This window comes from Flavobacterium sp. H122 (assembly GCF_004959765.1).
In the GTDB taxonomy this organism is placed as follows: domain Bacteria; phylum Bacteroidota; class Bacteroidia; order Flavobacteriales; family Flavobacteriaceae; genus Flavobacterium.
This window is the reverse complement of the sequence record NZ_SJZD01000005.1, coordinates 1-17,454: the sequence shown is the minus strand read 5'-3', so window position 1 is coordinate 17,454 and position 17,454 is coordinate 1. Positions and strand designations below refer to the sequence as shown.

20 protein-coding genes are annotated in these 17,454 nt (G+C 34.1%); 12 read left to right on the top strand and 8 right to left on the bottom strand.

Annotated features, from left to right (window positions below):
• The first annotated feature begins 2 nt into the window (after positions 1 to 2).
• The 6 genes from ftsH (at position 3) to EZM65_RS08640 (ending at position 5,257) form a co-directional block, all read left to right on the top strand.
• The gene (gene ftsH, locus EZM65_RS08665; protein WP_136668165.1) at positions 3 to 1,928 is read left to right on the top strand and encodes an ATP-dependent zinc metalloprotease FtsH; all 1,926 of its coding nucleotides are present in this window, start codon (positions 3 to 5) and stop codon (positions 1,926 to 1,928) included.
• A gap of 103 nt (positions 1,929 to 2,031) precedes the next feature.
• The gene (locus EZM65_RS08660; RefSeq protein WP_136668164.1) at positions 2,032 to 2,637 is read left to right on the top strand and encodes an LUD domain-containing protein; all 606 of its coding nucleotides are present in this window, start codon (positions 2,032 to 2,034) and stop codon (positions 2,635 to 2,637) included.
• 1 nt (position 2,638) lies between these two features.
• Positions 2,639 to 3,454 (top strand): phosphatidate cytidylyltransferase, encoded by an 816-nt coding sequence (locus tag EZM65_RS08655; RefSeq protein WP_136668163.1) that lies wholly within the window; start codon positions 2,639 to 2,641, stop codon positions 3,452 to 3,454.
• Positions 3,444 to 4,097 carry a phosphatidylserine decarboxylase family protein gene (locus EZM65_RS08650; protein ID WP_136668162.1) on the top strand — a complete coding sequence of 218 codons (654 nt, stop codon included), beginning with the start codon at positions 3,444 to 3,446 and terminating at the stop codon, positions 4,095 to 4,097. The genes EZM65_RS08655 and EZM65_RS08650 overlap by 11 nt, the downstream gene beginning before the upstream one ends.
• A 4-nt stretch (positions 4,098 to 4,101) precedes the next feature.
• Positions 4,102 to 4,380: an acyl-CoA-binding protein gene (locus EZM65_RS08645; protein WP_136668161.1), complete on the top strand. Its 279-nt coding sequence runs from the start codon at positions 4,102 to 4,104 to the stop codon at positions 4,378 to 4,380.
• Positions 4,373 to 5,257: a superoxide dismutase gene (locus tag EZM65_RS08640; RefSeq protein WP_136668160.1), complete on the top strand. Its 885-nt coding sequence runs from the start codon at positions 4,373 to 4,375 to the stop codon at positions 5,255 to 5,257. Before EZM65_RS08645 ends, EZM65_RS08640 begins: the two co-directional genes overlap by 8 nt.
• A gap of 63 nt (positions 5,258 to 5,320) precedes the next feature.
• Here EZM65_RS08640 and lgt read toward each other — a convergent pair whose 3' ends face one another.
• The 5 genes from lgt to EZM65_RS08615 form a co-directional block, all read right to left on the bottom strand.
• Positions 5,321 to 6,241, bottom strand: coding sequence for a prolipoprotein diacylglyceryl transferase (gene lgt, locus EZM65_RS08635; RefSeq protein WP_136668159.1), 921 nt, complete (start codon positions 6,239 to 6,241; stop codon positions 5,321 to 5,323).
• A gap of 142 nt (positions 6,242 to 6,383) precedes the next feature.
• Positions 6,384 to 6,611: a membrane protein insertion efficiency factor YidD gene (yidD, locus tag EZM65_RS08630; RefSeq protein WP_136668158.1), complete on the bottom strand. Its 228-nt coding sequence runs from the start codon at positions 6,609 to 6,611 to the stop codon at positions 6,384 to 6,386.
• 38 nt (positions 6,612 to 6,649) lie between these two features.
• Positions 6,650 to 8,131 (bottom strand): cysteine--tRNA ligase, encoded by a 1,482-nt coding sequence (gene cysS, locus EZM65_RS08625; RefSeq protein WP_136668157.1) that lies wholly within the window; start codon positions 8,129 to 8,131, stop codon positions 6,650 to 6,652.
• A gap of 103 nt (positions 8,132 to 8,234) precedes the next feature.
• Positions 8,235 to 8,906, bottom strand: a complete 672-nt coding sequence (folE, locus tag EZM65_RS08620; protein ID WP_136668156.1) for a GTP cyclohydrolase I FolE — start codon at positions 8,904 to 8,906, stop codon at positions 8,235 to 8,237.
• Positions 8,907 to 8,981: 75 nt separating this feature from the next.
• Positions 8,982 to 10,175 (bottom strand): pyridoxal phosphate-dependent aminotransferase, encoded by a 1,194-nt coding sequence (locus EZM65_RS08615; RefSeq protein WP_136668155.1) that lies wholly within the window; start codon positions 10,173 to 10,175, stop codon positions 8,982 to 8,984.
• A 173-nt stretch (positions 10,176 to 10,348) separates the two neighbouring features.
• Between EZM65_RS08615 and EZM65_RS08610 the strand changes: the two genes are divergently transcribed.
• The 5 genes from EZM65_RS08610 to EZM65_RS08590 all read left to right on the top strand — a co-directional run bounded on the left by EZM65_RS08610 (position 10,349) and on the right by EZM65_RS08590 (position 13,953).
• Positions 10,349 to 10,747, top strand: coding sequence for a DoxX family protein (locus EZM65_RS08610; protein WP_248574846.1), 399 nt, complete (start codon positions 10,349 to 10,351; stop codon positions 10,745 to 10,747).
• Between the two features lie 49 nt (positions 10,748 to 10,796).
• A complete protein-coding gene (locus tag EZM65_RS08605) occupies positions 10,797 to 11,870 on the top strand; it encodes a sensor histidine kinase (protein ID WP_136668154.1) in 1,074 nt (357 codons plus the stop codon).
• A complete protein-coding gene (locus EZM65_RS08600) occupies positions 11,860 to 12,552 on the top strand; it encodes a LytTR family DNA-binding domain-containing protein (protein WP_136668153.1) in 693 nt (230 codons plus the stop codon). The genes EZM65_RS08605 and EZM65_RS08600 overlap by 11 nt, the downstream gene beginning before the upstream one ends.
• A 71-nt stretch (positions 12,553 to 12,623) precedes the next feature.
• Positions 12,624 to 13,562: a retropepsin-like aspartic protease gene (locus tag EZM65_RS08595; RefSeq protein WP_136668152.1), complete on the top strand. Its 939-nt coding sequence runs from the start codon at positions 12,624 to 12,626 to the stop codon at positions 13,560 to 13,562.
• 19 nt (positions 13,563 to 13,581) lie between these two features.
• Positions 13,582 to 13,953, top strand: coding sequence for a PDZ domain-containing protein (locus EZM65_RS08590; protein ID WP_136668151.1), 372 nt, complete (start codon positions 13,582 to 13,584; stop codon positions 13,951 to 13,953).
• A 72-nt stretch (positions 13,954 to 14,025) separates the two neighbouring features.
• Here EZM65_RS08590 and EZM65_RS08585 read toward each other — a convergent pair whose 3' ends face one another.
• The 3 genes from EZM65_RS08585 to EZM65_RS08575 all read right to left on the bottom strand — a co-directional run bounded on the left by EZM65_RS08585 (position 14,026) and on the right by EZM65_RS08575 (position 16,220).
• Entirely contained in the window at positions 14,026 to 14,562 is a 537-nt protein-coding gene (locus EZM65_RS08585; RefSeq protein WP_136668150.1) for an SRPBCC family protein, read from the bottom strand.
• Positions 14,563 to 14,590: 28 nt separating this feature from the next.
• The gene (locus EZM65_RS08580) at positions 14,591 to 15,052 is read right to left on the bottom strand and encodes a DUF1801 domain-containing protein (protein WP_136668149.1); all 462 of its coding nucleotides are present in this window, start codon (positions 15,050 to 15,052) and stop codon (positions 14,591 to 14,593) included.
• A gap of 79 nt (positions 15,053 to 15,131) precedes the next feature.
• A complete protein-coding gene (locus tag EZM65_RS08575; RefSeq protein ID WP_136668148.1) occupies positions 15,132 to 16,220 on the bottom strand; it encodes a M42 family metallopeptidase in 1,089 nt (362 codons plus the stop codon).
• 83 nt (positions 16,221 to 16,303) lie between these two features.
• Between EZM65_RS08575 and EZM65_RS08570 the strand changes: the two genes are divergently transcribed.
• Positions 16,304 to 17,032, top strand: a complete 729-nt coding sequence (locus EZM65_RS08570) for a DUF4294 domain-containing protein (RefSeq protein ID WP_136668147.1) — start codon at positions 16,304 to 16,306, stop codon at positions 17,030 to 17,032.
• The last annotated feature ends 422 nt before the right edge of the window (positions 17,033 to 17,454 follow it).

Sequence of the window (17,454 nt, the reverse complement as noted above, 5' to 3'; positions counted from 1 at the left end):
CTATGTCAAAAGAAACTAAACAAAATAACTTTAAGTTCAATCCTTGGTGGATCTATGGTTTAATCGGAGCCATTTTTTTAGGGATGTACTTATCCGGTCAGTCTAAATGGGTTGAACCGCAAAAAACTTCATTGTCAAAATTCTATGAATTTTTGGATGCCGGTGATGTTGATAAAGTAGAAGTCGATAATGATAAATTTGTAACAGTTTACTTAAAAGAAAAATCGTTAGCAAAAGATACTCATAAAAAACTTCCTAAAGAAGATTTATTAGGCAATAAAAATCTTGGTCCGCATTATACTTTCCAAATCAGCAGCGGAGATGAAAATTTTTCTAAAGATTTGAAAGAAGCTAAGACGGCTAAGAAGATAACCGCTTATGAGTATAAAACATCAGGTGGCTGGACTGAATTATTGGTGAATTTACTGCCAATTATAGTATTGTTAGGTTTCTGGATTTTTATGATGCGTCGTATGTCAGGTGGCAGTGCCGGCGGCGGCGGCGGTCAGATTTTTAATATAGGGCGTTCGCGTGCTAAATTATTTGACGAAAAAACAGATGTAAAAGTAACATTCAAAGATGTTGCCGGTCTTGAAGGGGCAAAAGAAGAGATTCAGGAAATAGTTGAATTTTTAAAAAACCCGCAAAAGTATACTGATTTGGGAGGTAAAATTCCTAAAGGCGCTTTGCTGGTAGGTCCTCCGGGAACTGGTAAGACATTATTGGCAAAAGCTGTGGCAGGTGAGGCAAAAGTACCTTTCTTCTCATTGTCAGGTTCTGACTTTGTGGAAATGTTTGTAGGAGTTGGAGCTTCACGTGTTAGAGATTTGTTTAAGCAGGCTAAAGAAAAATCACCGGCAATCATTTTTATTGATGAAATTGATGCTGTAGGTCGTGCTAGAGGGAAAAGTAATTTTTCTGGATCTAATGACGAACGTGAAAATACATTGAATCAGCTTTTGACAGAAATGGACGGTTTTGGTACTGACACAAGTGTAATTGTTTTAGCAGCGACTAACCGTGCAGATGTATTGGATAAAGCCTTGATGCGTGCAGGACGTTTTGACCGACAGATCTATGTTGATTTACCGGATATCCGTGAGCGTAAGGAAATTTTTGAAGTGCATTTGAAACCGCTTAAAAAAGTGGAAGGTCTTGATACTGATTTTCTTGCAAAACAAACTCCAGGTTTTTCTGGTGCTGATATTGCTAACGTTTGTAATGAAGCAGCTTTAATTGCGGCCCGTAATAACAAAACTGCGGTGGATAAACAGGATTTTCTGGATGCAGTTGACAGAATTGTGGGTGGTTTAGAAAAGAAAAATAAAATTATTTCTACAGAAGAAAAAAGAGCAATTGCAATTCATGAAGCTGGACATGCAACTGTTAGCTGGATGCTGGAACATGCAGCGCCTTTGGTTAAAGTTACTATTGTACCCCGTGGGCAAAGTCTAGGGGCAGCTTGGTACTTACCTGAAGAAAGACAAATTGTACGCCCTAATCAAATGCTTGATGAAATGTGTGCTACAATGGGTGGCCGTGCTGCGGAAAAAGTAGTGTTTGATAATATTTCGACAGGAGCTTTAAGCGATTTGGAAAAAGTAACCAAACAGGCACGTGCTATGGTAACTATTTATGGTTTGAATGAAAAGCTAGGAAATGTTACGTATTATGATTCTTCTGGACAAACAGATTATAATTTCTCTAAGCCTTATTCAGAAGAAACGGCTTTGGTTATTGATAAAGAAATCTCTCAAATTATAGAGCAGCAGTATCAAAGAGCAATTAAGATACTTCAGGAAAATAAAGAAAAGTTGGAACAATTGGCTAATATTCTTATTGAAAAAGAAGTTATTTTCAAGGATGATTTAGAGACGATTTTTGGTAAACGTCCTTTTGATAAGCCTTTGCACGAGGAAATTGTTTAAAACTTAGTTAATAAAATTTGTAAAAAACTCAGCCAAATGTTAAAATTCGGTTGAGTTTTTTTTATCTTTGATATTGCAAACTACCTCTATTTGCAAGTAATATATGAGCATTTTTAGAAAAATATTTGGATCAGGTAATGATGCTTCAAATGAGGCAAATGAAAATGATTATAATCCATTCCAAGATTCATCTGTAAATTTACCTGTAGATGAGCAGTTTACTCACAATTTTAAAAAAAATGGTGGTAAATTCTTATACTGCGAAAATATAGCGGAACTAAACGAGCAGTTCGAAAATATATTGGAAGAAAACGATTGGTTTGAATCTGAAGCGATGTGTCTCGAAACACGTTTGTTTAATATGTTGGATTCAAATAATATCAAACATACTGGTGTTTCGAATCCTAAATTTTTATTAGCCAGCTGTGAAAGCTTAGTGGCTGAGGATGGTTCGATTATGTTTTCTTCAAATCAAATCAAGCAGAAAAAAGCTAATGAACTTCCGGACAATATTGTGGTAGTAGCGGCTACAAGTCAGATTGTTCTTGGTAAAAGCGATGGTCTTAGAGAAATTAAAAAACGCTATACTACTGATTACCCAACAAATATTACTACCATTAAGTATTTTGAAAAGGCAAAAGAAGAAGATTTTCTGCATTATGGCAGTTCACCCAAAAACCTTTATTTACTCCTTTTAGAAGATTTATAAAATGAACGAAACTCTTATACGCGCATTATCAGGAGCGGTTTATGTTGTCCTGTTAGTGACGGCTACTTTATATTCGAGAGAGTCGTTTTTATTGCTTTTCGGTTTGTTTTTACTTCAAACGGTCAATGAGTTTTCCAATCTGGTAAAACTCAATAAAATTCAGGCGCTGATTCTGTCGGTATTGTTTTTCGTAAATTTTACTTATTTCAGTAAATCAGAATTCAGTAATTGGATTTTAGTTTCTATCTCTATATTTACTTTACTGCTTTTAGCTAAATGGCTGTTTGAAATACAGTCCAAGCCAGTAGTGTTTTCAAACTGGGGATTATTAATCGGTTATATTATTATACCTTTTATTGTTATAGCGAAATTAGCATATATAAGTTCAGGAACTGTTGTGTCGCATTTTCCGCATATTGTCATTGGTGTTTTTATTTTGATCTGGACTAATGATACTTTTGCTTATTTGGTAGGTAAAAATTTTGGCACAACTAAGCTTTTTGAAAGAATATCACCTAAAAAAACAGTCGAGGGATTTTTAGGAGGAATGTTATTTGCTGTAATTGCAGGTTTTATAATCAGCCAATATTACGTAACTTTATTACCATTTTGGCAGTGGATTGTAATTGCTGTTGCAGTAAGCGTTTTTGGAACTGTGGGAGATTTGGTTGAATCCAAATTCAAACGAATTGCCGGAGTCAAGGACAGCGGTTCTATTATGCCGGGACATGGGGGAATTCTGGATCGTTTGGATAGTATTATATTTGTAGCTCCATTTGTATATTTATTTTTAAAAATTATTGAATATGTTTCATAAAGAAGGATTTAAAATTATTGCCGTAGCATCACTGCTTTTAGTAGCAATTTTGCTTTTATCAGATAAGTTTATCGTAGAAATTGTTTGGTTAAGAGTAGCTGTACAATTGATTGCATTGTTTTTTTATGTAATGATTCTTCAGTTTTTTAGAAATCCAAACCGTTCGATTATTCCTAATGAACATACAATCGTGGCGCCGGTTGATGGAAAAGTTGTAGTAATTGAAGAAGTTTTTGAAGAAGAATATTTTAAAGACAACCGTTTAATGGTTTCTATATTCATGTCACCTATAAACGTTCATGTTACGCGTTATGCGGTTTCCGGAAAGGTAAAATACAGTAAATACCATCCTGGTAAATATCTTGTGGCATGGCATCCTAAAGCGAGTACGGAAAATGAAAGAACTTCAGTTGTAATTGAAAATTCTGTTTTCGGTGAAATTATGTACCGTCAAATTGCAGGGGCTTTGGCAAAGCGTATAGTAAATTATGCTAAAGAAGGTGATGTAGCCGTTCAGGGAGCTGATGCCGGTTTTATTAAATTTGGTTCAAGAGTGGATTTGTATCTGCCTTTAGGAACAAAAGTAAATGTGAAATTACAGGATAAAGCTGTAGGAAACCATACTGTTATAGCTCAAGCTTAGTTGTATGACTGAGAAAGATTTAGATACACTTTTTAATGAAGCTTTTGAAAAAGTTTCAAACATGGAGCAGGATTCTTTACCACAGGATGTCATGCTTCGTTTGTATGCCTATTACAAGCAGGCAAACTTTGGCTCCCTTAGAAGTATGAATTATTCCAGTCTGGATGTCAGAGATGCTTTTAAATTAAATGCCTGGATGCAGGTAAGCCATCTTTCTGAAGAAGACTCAAAGCGTCATTATATAGATTTAGTTAACGAAATTATTTCAAAGAGCAATGAATAAAAAGCAATTATTATATTCTTCTATAATACTATCTGCTTTGGTATCTTGTAAAAAAGACACTCTGGTGGAGGTTGTAGATGTTCCTGCAACACCTATTGTTGCTATTGAACAAAAAGGAGGGAAGCCGTCTGATTTGAAAGCTGTTGAAGGTGCTTTTGAATTATACGTTTTGCCGTTTGATTACAAAGCACTGGAACCAAATATAGACGCTGCAACAATGGAACTGCATTATTCAAAGCATTTATTGCCTAATGTTAATGCACTTAATAAAGCGGTTGTAGGAACTAAATATGAAGTTATGGATCTGGAGACGATTCTCCGTAATTTGAATTTCTCTGATACAGATATCCGTAATTATGCTGGTGCGGTATATAATCATAATTTTTATTTTGAATCAATAGCACCTAAAACCGGTGGACAACCCGAAGGAGATTTACTGGAAGCTATTGAAAGGGATTTTGGTTCTTATGATGAGTTTATCCGTCAATTTGCAGACGTTTCTGTTAAATTGAATGGTTCCGGCTGGATTTGGCTTCTTTCTGATAAATACGGCCGCTTAAGAATTATAACTGCACCAAATAATGACAGTCCGCAAATGAAAGGACTTGGAATTACAGGAATTCCTTTGTTATGTCTGGATATGTGGGAACACGCTTATTATCTGAAGTTCCAAAGCAAGAAAAGAGAATATGCCAATACTTTTTTCAGTGTGGTAAACTGGGATAAAATAGAAGGGCGTTACGGCGCTTTTTCAAAACTGAGTGCTCCGGTTGCTGCTCCGGCATCTGCAGTGACAACACAGTCAATAGAAACTATTCCGGCTCCGGCTGAAAAACCCGCACCCGAAGAAGATAAAGAAAAGGATGAGTTTAATTAAATAAAAAAGCCCTGATTTTTAAATTTCAGGGCTTTTTTATTTTTATAAATATCTTTCCGTTTATTAAGTAATTTTCTTTGCTGTTACCATTAAGTACAATCCTGCTGCAATAAACGGTATGCTTAACCATTGACCGGTAGACATTATTCCTAGTGCACTTTCAAAACCTCCCTGACTTTCTTTGATTGATTCTACAATCATTCTGACAGTAAACAATGTTACCAGGAAAGTTCCGAACAACAATCCTCTTTTATTTCTTGCGTCTGTTTTCCAGTACATAAAGAATAATAAAGCAAAGACAAAAACATAGCCAAAAGCTTCATATAGTTGTGAAGGATGCTTTGGAGATATACCTTCAATGACAGTTGCAAACTTAGGGTCGGCAGTCAGTGCTTTGTAGGCTTCTCTGTAGTTGGCAATTCCAGTTAACTCTGAAGCATCATTTTTTGAAATTGCATCCTGTACAAATTTAATCCCAAATGGTGATGTGGTTTTGTCTCCTACAATCTCAGAATTGAAGAAGTTTCCTAAACGTACAAAAATAGCACCACTGGCAACGGGTATCACAACTCTGTCAAGGACCCATAATATGTGTTTCTTGATGATTTTCTTTGAATAGAAATACATAAAAAGTATTACAGAGATAGCCGCTCCGTGACTTGCCAGACCTTGAAATCCGGTAAATTCAAATTCAGGACTGAAACGTACAGGTAATAAAATTTCTTCCCAATGATCTTTGTAATAATCCCAATCATAAAAGAAAACGTGACCTAAACGGGCTCCAAGTAATACTGAAATCACCATCCATATAAAAAGTGAATCTAATTTTTCAATAGGTTCGTTTTCACGAATGAAAATCTTTTTCATCAAATAAAAACCTAAAGAAAAAGCAATTACAAACATTAAGCTGTAAAAACGAACAGTAAAATTTCCAATTTGAATCCCATCGGAAGGATTCCAGACAATATAAAGTAATTGGTTCATGTGTTATTTTTTCAAGTCAATCAAAAGTAGGATTATAAATATGAAATTCCAAATGGCAAAATGACAAATAGCAAATTTTAAATGATAAATGATAAGTTCCAAATGACAAATGTCAAAACCTAAATTCTAAAATCTAATATAACTAAGGAACAGGGTCATAACCACTGCCTCCCCAGGGATGACAGCTTAGAATACGTTTAATTCCCAAATAAAATCCTTTTAGAGGACCATGTTTCTGCAATGCTTCCACCATATAATGGGAACATGTAGGCTGGTAGCGGCAGGCAGCAGGCATTAACGGTGAAATTATGTACTGATATATCCGAACTAAGAATATCAGGGGTAGTATAGCGATTTTTTTGATGTTCATAAAATAAAAAAAACTCTCATTAGAGAGAGTTTTATGTGTTAATAGGTATACGATGTTCCTTCTTTTCCGTCTTTTAATTGAATGCCTAATGCTAAAAGCTGGTCTCTGATCTGGTCAGACATTGCCCAGTTTTTGTTGGCGCGGGCATCTTTTCGCATTTCAATCAGCATTTGAATTACACCATTTAGTTTCTCGGAATGATTGCTTGCTGTTTGTGTATTTTCAATTCCTAAAATGTCGAAAATAAAACTGTTTAAAGTTTGCTTTAATAGCGCAATATCTTCTGATGTTAATGTTTCTTTGCCGTCATTTACTAAATTGATGTAACGGGCACCTTCAAATAACTGTGCAATGACAATAGGTGTGTTAAAATCATCATTCATGGCATCGTAGCAGGATTGTGCCCAAGCTTTAATGTCTAAACTTGATTGTGATTTAGTTTGCAAATTATCCAGAAGTTTGATGGCTTCCATTAAACGCGTATATCCTTTCTCACTGGCAACCATTGCATCGTTGGATATGTCTAATTCACTTCTGTAATGTGCTTGCAGGAAGCAGAAACGAATAATACTTGGACTGAATGCTTTTTCAAAGAAAGTATTCTCACCAGTGATTAATTCCATTGGTAAAATAAAATTACCAGTTGATTTGCTCATTCGCAGTCCGTTCATGGTTAACATGTTGGCGTGCATCCAGTATTTCACAGGTGAAGTTCCGTTACAGGCTTTACCTTGGGCAATTTCACATTCGTGGTGCGGGAATTTTAAGTCCATACCACCACCATGAATATCAAAGTTTTCACCTAGATATTTTGTACTCATGGCTGTACACTCTAAATGCCATCCTGGAAATCCTTCACCCCAAGGTGAATTCCAACGCATAATGTGTGCAGGTGATGCAGCTTTCCATAAAGCGAAATCCTGCGGATTTTTCTTCTCATTCTGTCCGTCAAGGTCACGGGTATTGGCTAATAACTCATCAATATTTCTATTGCTTAATTCACCATAATTCAAACCACGTTTATTGTACTCCTCCACATCAAAATAAACTGATCCCTGACTTTCATAAGCCAAACCTTTTTCAATTAACTTTTGGGTCAATTCGATTTGTTCTACAATATGTCCCGTTGCCGTTGGTTCGATAGTAGGAGGTAAAAAATTAAATAAATCCAAAACTTTATGGAAGTACACGGTATATTTTTGAACCACTTCCATAGGTTCGAGTTTTTCTAAACGCGATTGTTTTACAAAACGATCATTTTCTACGTTACCATCATCTGTTAGATGTCCGGCATCTGTAATGTTTCTTACGTAACGGACATTGTATCCTAAATGCTGTAAGTAACGGTATATTACATCAAAACTCATAAAAGTACGTACATTACCCAAGTGTACATGACTGTAAACTGTAGGGCCGCAAACATACATTCCAATATTGCCTTCATGAACAGGAATAAATGTTTCTTTCTCACCGCTTAGGGTGTTATAGACTTTTATAGGATTAGATTGATATAATGACATTTTTTGTTTTTAGTTAGTTTAGTTGCGTATTAACTTAAAAGTTTAGAAGTCACCATTTTTCTGATAACTTCTAAACTGTTAAATTTTGAACACGATGTATTAATTAAAATTTTGTATCTAATTTAATATAATCTAAAAATTCTTTGCGGGTAGCTTCATTTTTGAATTTACCGCCAAATTCAGCGGTAACCGTACTGCTTTCAATATCTTTAATTCCCCGTGAATTTACACATAAGTGTTTTGCGTCAATTACACAAGCCACATCCTCTGTACCTAAAACACGCTGTAATTCCTGAACAATCTGCATTGTTAAACGTTCCTGTACCTGTGGGCGTTTTGCATAATAATCAACAATACGGTTCATTTTAGATAAACCTATCACGCTTCCGTTTGAAATATATGCAACGTGAGCACGACCAATAATAGGTAATAAATGATGCTCGCATGTTGAATAAACAACAATGTTTTTTTCAACAAGCATTTCGTTGTATTTGTAATGATTTTGGAATGTAGAGGAACCCGGTTTTTTGTTTGGATGCAATCCTCCGAAAATTTCTTTAACAAACATCTTGGCAACACGGTTAGGTGTACCGTTTAAGCTGTCGTCTGTTAAATCCATACCTAAGGTTGTCAAAATGTTTTCTACATCTTTTCTAATTAAGGCTATCTTTTCATCATCTGTTTTATCAAATGCATCTTTGCGTAAAGGGTTGTTAGCACTTGTTGCAATATGATTGTGTCCTAATTCTTCGTGAAATTCTTCGTTATGAGCCATTAATATATGATTTATTGCAGTTTTTTTCAAACTGCAAATATAGTGAAATACTAATTTTTAAATGTTTAACAATTCTTAATTGTTATATGCTTTTAAAGCTTCGCCTAAAATTTGTGCCGATTTAATGATGTCTTCCTTCTTTAAAACATAGGCAATACGCACTTCATTTAATCCTGTGCCCGGTGTTGAATAGAATCCTGCAGCCGGAGCAACCATTACAGTTTCACCATTGTAATCATAAGATTCTAACAGCCACTGTGCAAAATCATCGGCATTTTTTACCGGTAATTGTGCAATACAGTAAAAAGCACCTTTAGGTGTGGCAATTTTAACCCCCGGGATTTTATTCATTTCTGTGATCAAAGTGTCACGGCGGTCTTTATATTCTTCAATAACTTCTGTGAAATAACTTTGAGGGGTATCTAAAGCAGCTTCACTCGCAATTTGTTCGTAAGTAGGAGGAGATAAACGGGCCTGTGCAAATTTCATTGCTGTAGCCATCACTTCTTTGTTTTTTGAAACAATGCACCCTATACGCGCACCGCACATACTGTATCTTTTTGAAACCGAATCAATCATGATGGCGTTTTCCTCAATTCCGGGAACGTCCATTACCGAATAATGCTTAGCTCCTTCATCATAAACAAATTCGCGGTACACTTCATCAGCAATTAAAAACAAATCATGTTTTTTTACTAATGCAGCCAATTGATTTATTTCTTCCTGAGAATATAAATAACCAGTAGGATTTCCAGGATTACAAATTAAAATTGCTTTTGTTTTTGGAGTAATTAATTTTTCAAAATCAGCAATAGGAGGTAAGGCAAAACCTGTTTCAATTCCTGATGTAACAGGTACTACTTTTACACCTGAAGCAGTTGCAAATCCATTGTAATTTGCATAAAACGGTTCTGGGATGATTACTTCATCACCAGCATCCATAGTGCTTCCCATAGCAAATAATAAAGCTTCTGAACCACCGGTTGTTACAATGATATCTTCTTTGTTGATTGGCAATCCTATTTTTTGATAGCTTTCTGCTAATTTGCTTCTGTACGAATCAAAACCTGCAGAGTGGCTGTATTCTAAAACTTTAATGTCAGCTTTTTTAACAGCTTCAGTGGCAACCTCAGGAGTTTTAATGTCCGGTTGACCAATATTTAAGTGATATACTTTATGTCCCTTTTTTTTAGCCATTTCAGCATAAGGAACTAATTTTCTAATAGGTGATTCAGGCATTTGGTGCCCTTTATTTGAAATTTTTGGCATAACGTGAAAAATTTGAATGCAAATTTGCGATATTTTATTGAAATAAACATCCTTTTTTACTATCGTTTTAACAAAATAATAGATGGAAAAAGGTAGTTGGTAGATTAAGATAAGAGGATGAAAGTTGTTTTCATCATTTTTGGCTTTAAATTTATATTTTAAATAAGAATTTTATGTTGAAAGATACTTTTTTGCTTCGATTGGGTGTGGCTGTTGTTATGGCAATGCATAGTGTTCCATCTATTGTCAGCGGGGATATTATTTCTTTTGGTAATGAATATCTGGCTAAAAACGGATTTGGTTTTATGGGCTTGCCTTTGGCATTTATGGTTAAAGGAATTCATTTGTTTTCAGTTTTTTCGCTTTTGTTTAATAAATTTATTAAGCCAATAGCCATTTTGAATAGTATTATTCTGATTTTGGGTATTGTTATGATTCATGCAAGTGAAGGTTGGTATGTTGTAGGAGGCGGTAGAAATGGGGTTGAGTTTAATTTTATTTTGATAACTATTTTTCTGTCTTTTCTTTTACCTGATGGTATGTTTAAGAAATCAAATGAAAGCGCTTTATAGACAAAACTTTGATGTTTGTAGATAATTACTATATTTAAATAGTTTAATTATGATTTTTGTTTTGATGAAAAACAAGCCCCGCACACATCTTATTTTTTGGTTAATATATTTCATATTTCAAGTTAATTCTGAATATGCATATCTGGATAATTATCTTCCACAGCATTTACAGGCCGATTGGCTTCTAATTTTATGGTTTGCTTTTGTTTCAATATTAGTGTTTGATTTGTCTATAATTCCATGTTTTTATTTTTTGCTTGCTATTATTGACGGAAAATCCAATTTTTTGAGATCAACAGCATCAAAGATTATTTTATCAATAGCAGTTATTGCTTTTTTTGTTGTTATTTTTCGAATTTCGTGTCATTCATTTGTTTTTTCGATTGTCTATAAAGTTGAAGAAGATATTGATAGTTTTAGCCTGTTTGGAATTTTTAATGCATTGATGAATATTGGTTTTGGAGTTTCTTTGGCATTGGGAATGGAAAAATTCAGACAGCAATTAGTAATTCAGGAAGAGCTAAATGAATTACGGACTGAAAAGTTATCTAATGAAATTAAGTTTTTAAAAACCCAGATTAACCCTCATTTTTTATTCAATACATTGAATAATATTTATGGATTAGCATTAAAAAAGTCGGATGATACGCCCGAAGTTATTTTGAAACTGGCTAAGATAATGCGGTACAATATTTATGAATCTGGCTGTGATTCAGTACCGTTGGTTAAAGAGATTGAAAACCTTGAGGACTTTATTGAAATTAATAAAATCAGACATAAAAATCTTTCGGTTGATTTTGAACATTCAATAGATAACACTTCACAGGTAATATCGCCTTTAATCTTACTTCAATTTGTAGAAAACGCTTTTAAACACGGCGCTTCCGAAAGTGTGTCGGCATCTTGTCTAAAAATCAAATTAACGCTTAAGGAACATATACTGTACTATGAGGTTTCGAATTCTGTGGAGGTTTCTCATAATATCAGTTCGACAAAAATTGGATTGCAGAATATAAAAAGACAGCTGGAACTTTTGTATCCTGACAGACATCAATTGAGTATCCAACAAAATAATGATAATTATACAGTTATATTAACAATTGATTTTACACATGAAAGCTAATACCGAAAAATACAGATGCTTAATTATCGAGGATGAGCCATTAGCTGCTGAGATTTTATCAACTTTTATCGGAATGGACAACAAATTGGAATTGGTCGAAGTCTGTTCAGATGCTATTCATGGAAGCGCTGTTTTAAAGCGTGAGTCAATTGATTTGCTTTTTCTCGATTTACATTTACCGGTTTTAAAAGGTTTTGATTTTTTAAAGAAGCTGGAAAATCCTCCGGCAGTTGTTGTAACTACTGCTTATCATGAGTATGCAGCGGAAGGCTTTGATTTGGATGTTTTGGATTATCTTTTAAAACCCATCCCTTTGCAAAGATTTCAAAAGGCAGTTGGTAAGTTTAAGCAATTTATAAAAACTCAGGAAGCTTTACTGGAATTTGGAGAGCGTGAGTTTATTGTTGTAAGTATTGCTAAAAAGCAGCATAAAATTTATTTGAATGATATTTTTTATATTGAAAGCTTTAGGGAATATATCGTAATTCATACCAAAACTGACGATATTAAAGTGAAAATGCCTATCAGTAAAATTGAAAATATGCTGGATGTTTCAAAATTTAAAAGGGTGCATAAGTCTTATATTATTTCTCTTGAAAAAATTGAAATTACATCGAGTGCGGAGGTTACTGTAAATTCAACTAAAATACCAGTCGGCAGAAGTTATGGTTTAATAGGTTAATATTAACTTTTTATAATGAAAATCTTACCTTCAAATTTCGTAATTTTAAAATAATACAAGCATAGTCAAACATGAAGAAAATTTACCTTTTGATTTTTTTGTTATTCCAGTTTAGTTATTCATTTTCACAGGAAGGATTCAAATTCGGGGATAATAAAAAAAAGATAACTATTCCATTTAAGATGAGCAACAATCTTGTTGTGGCATCTTTAAAAATCAATGGTGTCGATTTAAATTTTTTGATTGATACAGGTGTGGAAAATACTATATTATTCAGTCTTGAAGATGCGGAAACAGTTGATTTCAAAAATGTCGAAAAAATAAAAATCAGAGGTTTAGGAAGCGGTGATGCTATAAATGCTTTCAAATCAAGTAAGAATACAATAGCTTTAAAAGAATATACAGATACAAATCATGAAATTTATATCATCCTGGATCAGGATATTAATTTTTCAGCACAGTTAGGTATTCCTGTTCACGGAATTTTAGGGTATCATTTTTTTAAAAATCATCTTGTTGAAATAAATCCAATCAGTAAAAAGATTATTGTTTACAAGGATGCCAAAACTTTTAATAAAAAAAAGTTGAAAAAGTATGAAGAACTTCCAATTTCGATTGAGCTTGAGAAACCGTATATTAATGCCAAAGTAAAAATTAATAACAGAGAGACCATTGTTAAATTATTAGTTGATACCGGCGGGAGCGATGCACTTTGGTTATTTGAAAATGATACAACTATAAAATGTCCAGCTGATTTTTTTGATGATTTTTTGGGCAGAGGATTCAGCGGTGATATTTTTGGTAAACGTTCGAGAATTGAAAAATTTTCAATAGCTAATATTGATCTGGAAAACCCTACAGTCTCTTTTCCGTCAGCCAATTCGGTCAAAAGTGTTGAGCTTGTTGAAGGCCGGAATGGTTCTTTGGGATCTGGAATAATGAAACGTTTTGACGTGGTTTTTGATTATCCCAACTCAAAGTTATACCTCAAAAAAAAACAGAAATTTTGATGATCCTTTCAATTATAATATGAGTGGGATGGAGGTACAGCATAACGGAAAGGAGATAATTAAAGAGGAAGTTTTGAGAACTAATTTCGTTGAAAAAGATGTTAAAGGCAATCCTACAATTGATTTTGAAAAATCACACAGTATAAAATATAATTTTTTATTGAAGCCTGTTTACGAAATAAGTAATGTAAGAACTGATTCTCCTTCTTATTTGGCAGGAATCAGAAAAGGTGATATCATTAGAAGACTGAATGGTGAATTGTCCTATAAATTCAAACTAAGTGATATAATCGATATACTTCAGTCTGAGGAGGGGAGATGGATAAGTATTGAGTTTGAAAGAAAAGGGGTTACCCATAAAACAAAATTTCAACTCAAAAAAATATTATGATAGTTTGCTGAAAGCATACATTTTTCAATTAAAAATTTATTGATTAAAGATGTATGCTTTCAGCAGATAAATTTATTTTTCTAATTGAACTTTAAGATTGTCTAAACCTGCCTGCAGATCTTTGCCAAGCATTTCATCCATATCCATAAAAAGCATCATTATATTCATAGGGTAAGGCATTTTACCATTAAAACCCCATTTTACTTTAGTCTGTGCAGGTGAGAGGGATTCAGTAGTGAAATAGGCATAATCTGTAGATTCCATCGGGCGTTTAAAGCGTAATTCCATGTCAATGCGTTCGCCCGGAATGATTTTTTTAATTTCCTGTTCGCCTTCACCTACGTCATCGTTTCCATTCCAGCTGTAAATGAAACCAACCTCTCCGTCAGTTCCGGTAAAAGTTCTTTTTGAGTTAGGATCTTTTTGATTCCAAACACTAAAATGGTCTTGATTTTTCAAGAGCTTGACGTAATTAAAAACTGAGTCTTTCGGTTTGTTAATTGTAATTTCGCGTTCAACGGCGTAATCTTTTTTCATAAAAGCAGCTGCAATTAATACAATACCAATAATAGTAAGCAGCACAAATAATAGTTTTTTTAAAATTCTCATAGTTTTATAATATTAAGGTTGATGTTGGTTATTTTTTCTTCTTAAATGTATTTTCGTAGGTATGAATCCAATCTTCTACAGATAATTTTGTCATTAATTCTCCAATTAATTCATAAGGAATATCCTCAGTTTTTTTGAAGCGGATACAGCTTTTTCCCATGTCAAGCTTTCTTTTGGAATGTTTAGGGAATTCTTGGATAAACCAATTCATTAATTCTGGTAAAGCATAAATCCCCATGTGATAAAATGCGATGAAATTTTTTTGTGATGCAATTCCGGCAAAAGGTAGTGGGTCTTTAGGATTACAGTGATAACCGCCGGGATAAATAGAATGGGGTACTGAATATCCAATCATTCCATAACCTATACACTCTTCGAAACCTTCTGGTAAATTTTCTAAAATTGTATCTCTGAGTTTGTTTATAGCTTCTTTTCTTTCCTCGGGAATCTGATTCAAATATTCTTCAACCGTATCAACTTTATATTGCATAGCTTATTTATCTGAATATTAAAGATATAAAAAAACACTTACAAACTGTAAGTGTTTTTTAAATTTAAAAGTTGATTAATTATTTGAAGTAAGAAAAACTTTCATTGTTTTCAATTTTCAATAATGATTCATAAATCAATTTGATTACATTTTCTACATCTTCTTTATGTACCATTTCAACTGTTGTGTGCATATAACGAAGCGGTAAAGATATTAAAGCAGAAGCAACACCACCGTTACTGTAAGCAAATGCGTCAGTATCTGTTCCGGTTACCCTTGAAGTAGCATGACGTTGGAACGGGATTTTCTTTTCATCCGCTGTGTCAGTAATCAATTCACGTAATTTGTTTTGAACTGCCGGAGCATAAGCAATAACCGGTCCGCGTCCAATTTTAAGATCTCCTTCAATTTTTTTATCAATCATAGGAGTTGTAGTGTCATGGCAAACATCGGTTACAATTGCAACATTGGGTTTGATGGTTTGTGTTATCATTTCGGCACCGCGTAATCCTATTTCTTCCTGTACAGCATTGACTATGTATAAACCAAAAGGTAAATCCTTTTTGTTTTCTTTCAATAAACGGGCAACCTCTGCAATCATAAAACCACCCATGCGGTTATCTATGGCACGGCAAACAAATTTATTCTCGTTTAGAATCATGAATTCATCCGGATAAGTAATGACACAGCCAACATGAATTCCTAATTTTTCAACTTCTTCTTTGTTTGAACAGCCACAATCTATAAATATATTGTGCTGTGTTGCGGCTTCTTCTTTTCCTCTGCCACGGGTGTGAATTGCCGGCCAGCCAAAAACACCTTTTACGATTCGGTTTTTAGTGTGTATGTTCACTCTTTTGGAAGGTGCTATCTGATGGTCTGAACCACCGTTTCTGATAACATAAATCAAACCGTCATCAGTAATATAATTTACATACCATGAAATTTCATCACTATGCCCTTCAATAACCACTTTATAAGGAGCATCAGGATTAATGATTCCTACTGCTGTTCCATAAGTATCTGTTATAAATGTGTCAACATAAGGTTTGATATAATCCATCCAGATTTTCTGCCCTTCACTTTCATAGCCCGTTGGTGATGCATTGTTAAGATATTTTTCAAGGAAGTCAATAGACTTCTTGTTTAGTATTGATTTTGTAGCCATAAAAAATTTTTTCGCTAAATTATGAAAATGGTATAACACTTGATAGATATTTGTATAATTTTGAACCAAATTAATTTTCAAAAATGTATAAGTATATTATAGGAGTTACTGCAGTATTGTTTTTTAGCAGCAATTCATTTGCCCAGGAAATTAAAGTTGATTCAACTGAAATCGAAAAGAAACTTGAAATTAAGGATACTGTTGCTCAGGTGTCTTATCAGTTGGAAGAAATTTTAGTTACCAATAAGGCTTATAATTTTAAAGATGCCGAAGAACGTAAACGATTCATGATTCTTCAAAAAAGAGTAATGCGAACATATCCTTATGCAAAAATTGCAGCGGATAGATTAGTGGCTCTTAACAACGGAATGAAACTCCTGAAGTCAGAAAGAGATAAAAAGAAGTATTTTAAAATAGTAGAAAAATATTTAAGCGAAGAATTCGAAGACCAGCTCAAAAAATTAAGCCGTAAAGACGGACAGATTTTAGTCAAGCTGATTCATCGTCAAACCGGAACAACAACTTTTGAATTGATTTCTGAGCTGAAAAGCGGGTGGAAGGCATTCTGGGCTAACAATACTGCGAGTTTGTTTGATATTAATTTAAAAACAAAGTTCCAGCCTGATAATGTGGCTGAGGATTATTTAGTAGAAAGCATCTTATACCGTTCCTTTATTGACGGACGTTTGACACCGCAGGAGTCAAAGCTGGGACATAAGTACAATGATCTGCAAAAAATATGGAGACAAAAGGTTAAAGAAATCAAAGCCAAGCAAGCCGAAGAGCAAAAACAAGCCGAAGCGAATAAGTAATACTATATATAATAGGTAAAGCCCCGTTTTAATAAACGGGGCTTTTTGTTTTACGTGGATAATATATATGAGTACTTATCTTCTAATTTAAAGAGTTCGACAATCCCACAATCCCACAGTCTAATTTGTGTGTGTCCCTTCGTTCCTTTAGGTCGTGTGTTCCGTTGTGTCTTTTATTTGTTGACTGAGGTGTTATGCTGAGCTTGCCGAAGTGTTCTCGAAGTCTACAAATAAAAGGATGCCGCTTGACCCGCTCACGAGGCGTCTCGGTTATAAAGATACAGACAGTATTACAGGTATACTATATATATAATAGAGTAAAACCTGCTTTGTAGCTTTGTCACTTTGTGACTTTGCAACTTTAGAAAAAAACTTTCAGGTCTAACTTGCTGAACAACAGAGTAACTAAAAAAAAGACGCAA

What these genes read in the sequence shown, in the direction of transcription:
- ftsH (WP_136668165.1), top strand. Translation starts at nt 3, where the DNA reads ATGTCAAAAGAAACTAAACAAAATAACTTTAAGTTCAATCCTTGGTGG.
- EZM65_RS08660 (WP_136668164.1), top strand. Translation starts at nt 2,032, where the DNA reads ATGAGCATTTTTAGAAAAATATTTGGATCAGGTAATGATGCTTCAAAT.
- EZM65_RS08655 (WP_136668163.1), top strand. Translation starts at nt 2,639, where the DNA reads ATGAACGAAACTCTTATACGCGCATTATCAGGAGCGGTTTATGTTGTC.
- EZM65_RS08650 (WP_136668162.1), top strand. Translation starts at nt 3,444, where the DNA reads ATGTTTCATAAAGAAGGATTTAAAATTATTGCCGTAGCATCACTGCTT.
- EZM65_RS08645 (WP_136668161.1), top strand. Translation starts at nt 4,102, where the DNA reads ATGACTGAGAAAGATTTAGATACACTTTTTAATGAAGCTTTTGAAAAA.
- EZM65_RS08640 (WP_136668160.1), top strand. Translation starts at nt 4,373, where the DNA reads ATGAATAAAAAGCAATTATTATATTCTTCTATAATACTATCTGCTTTG.
- lgt (WP_136668159.1), bottom strand. Translation starts at nt 6,241, where the DNA reads ATGAACCAATTACTTTATATTGTCTGGAATCCTTCCGATGGGATTCAA.
- yidD (WP_136668158.1), bottom strand. Translation starts at nt 6,611, where the DNA reads ATGAACATCAAAAAAATCGCTATACTACCCCTGATATTCTTAGTTCGG.
- cysS (WP_136668157.1), bottom strand. Translation starts at nt 8,131, where the DNA reads ATGTCATTATATCAATCTAATCCTATAAAAGTCTATAACACCCTAAGC.
- folE (WP_136668156.1), bottom strand. Translation starts at nt 8,906, where the DNA reads ATGGCTCATAACGAAGAATTTCACGAAGAATTAGGACACAATCATATT.
- EZM65_RS08615 (WP_136668155.1), bottom strand. Translation starts at nt 10,175, where the DNA reads ATGCCAAAAATTTCAAATAAAGGGCACCAAATGCCTGAATCACCTATT.
- EZM65_RS08610 (WP_248574846.1), top strand. Translation starts at nt 10,349, where the DNA reads ATGTTGAAAGATACTTTTTTGCTTCGATTGGGTGTGGCTGTTGTTATG.
- EZM65_RS08605 (WP_136668154.1), top strand. Translation starts at nt 10,797, where the DNA reads ATGATTTTTGTTTTGATGAAAAACAAGCCCCGCACACATCTTATTTTT.
- EZM65_RS08600 (WP_136668153.1), top strand. Translation starts at nt 11,860, where the DNA reads ATGAAAGCTAATACCGAAAAATACAGATGCTTAATTATCGAGGATGAG.
- EZM65_RS08595 (WP_136668152.1), top strand. Translation starts at nt 12,624, where the DNA reads ATGAAGAAAATTTACCTTTTGATTTTTTTGTTATTCCAGTTTAGTTAT.
- EZM65_RS08590 (WP_136668151.1), top strand. Translation starts at nt 13,582, where the DNA reads ATGAGTGGGATGGAGGTACAGCATAACGGAAAGGAGATAATTAAAGAG.
- EZM65_RS08585 (WP_136668150.1), bottom strand. Translation starts at nt 14,562, where the DNA reads ATGAGAATTTTAAAAAAACTATTATTTGTGCTGCTTACTATTATTGGT.
- EZM65_RS08580 (WP_136668149.1), bottom strand. Translation starts at nt 15,052, where the DNA reads ATGCAATATAAAGTTGATACGGTTGAAGAATATTTGAATCAGATTCCC.
- EZM65_RS08575 (WP_136668148.1), bottom strand. Translation starts at nt 16,220, where the DNA reads ATGGCTACAAAATCAATACTAAACAAGAAGTCTATTGACTTCCTTGAA.
- EZM65_RS08570 (WP_136668147.1), top strand. Translation starts at nt 16,304, where the DNA reads ATGTATAAGTATATTATAGGAGTTACTGCAGTATTGTTTTTTAGCAGC.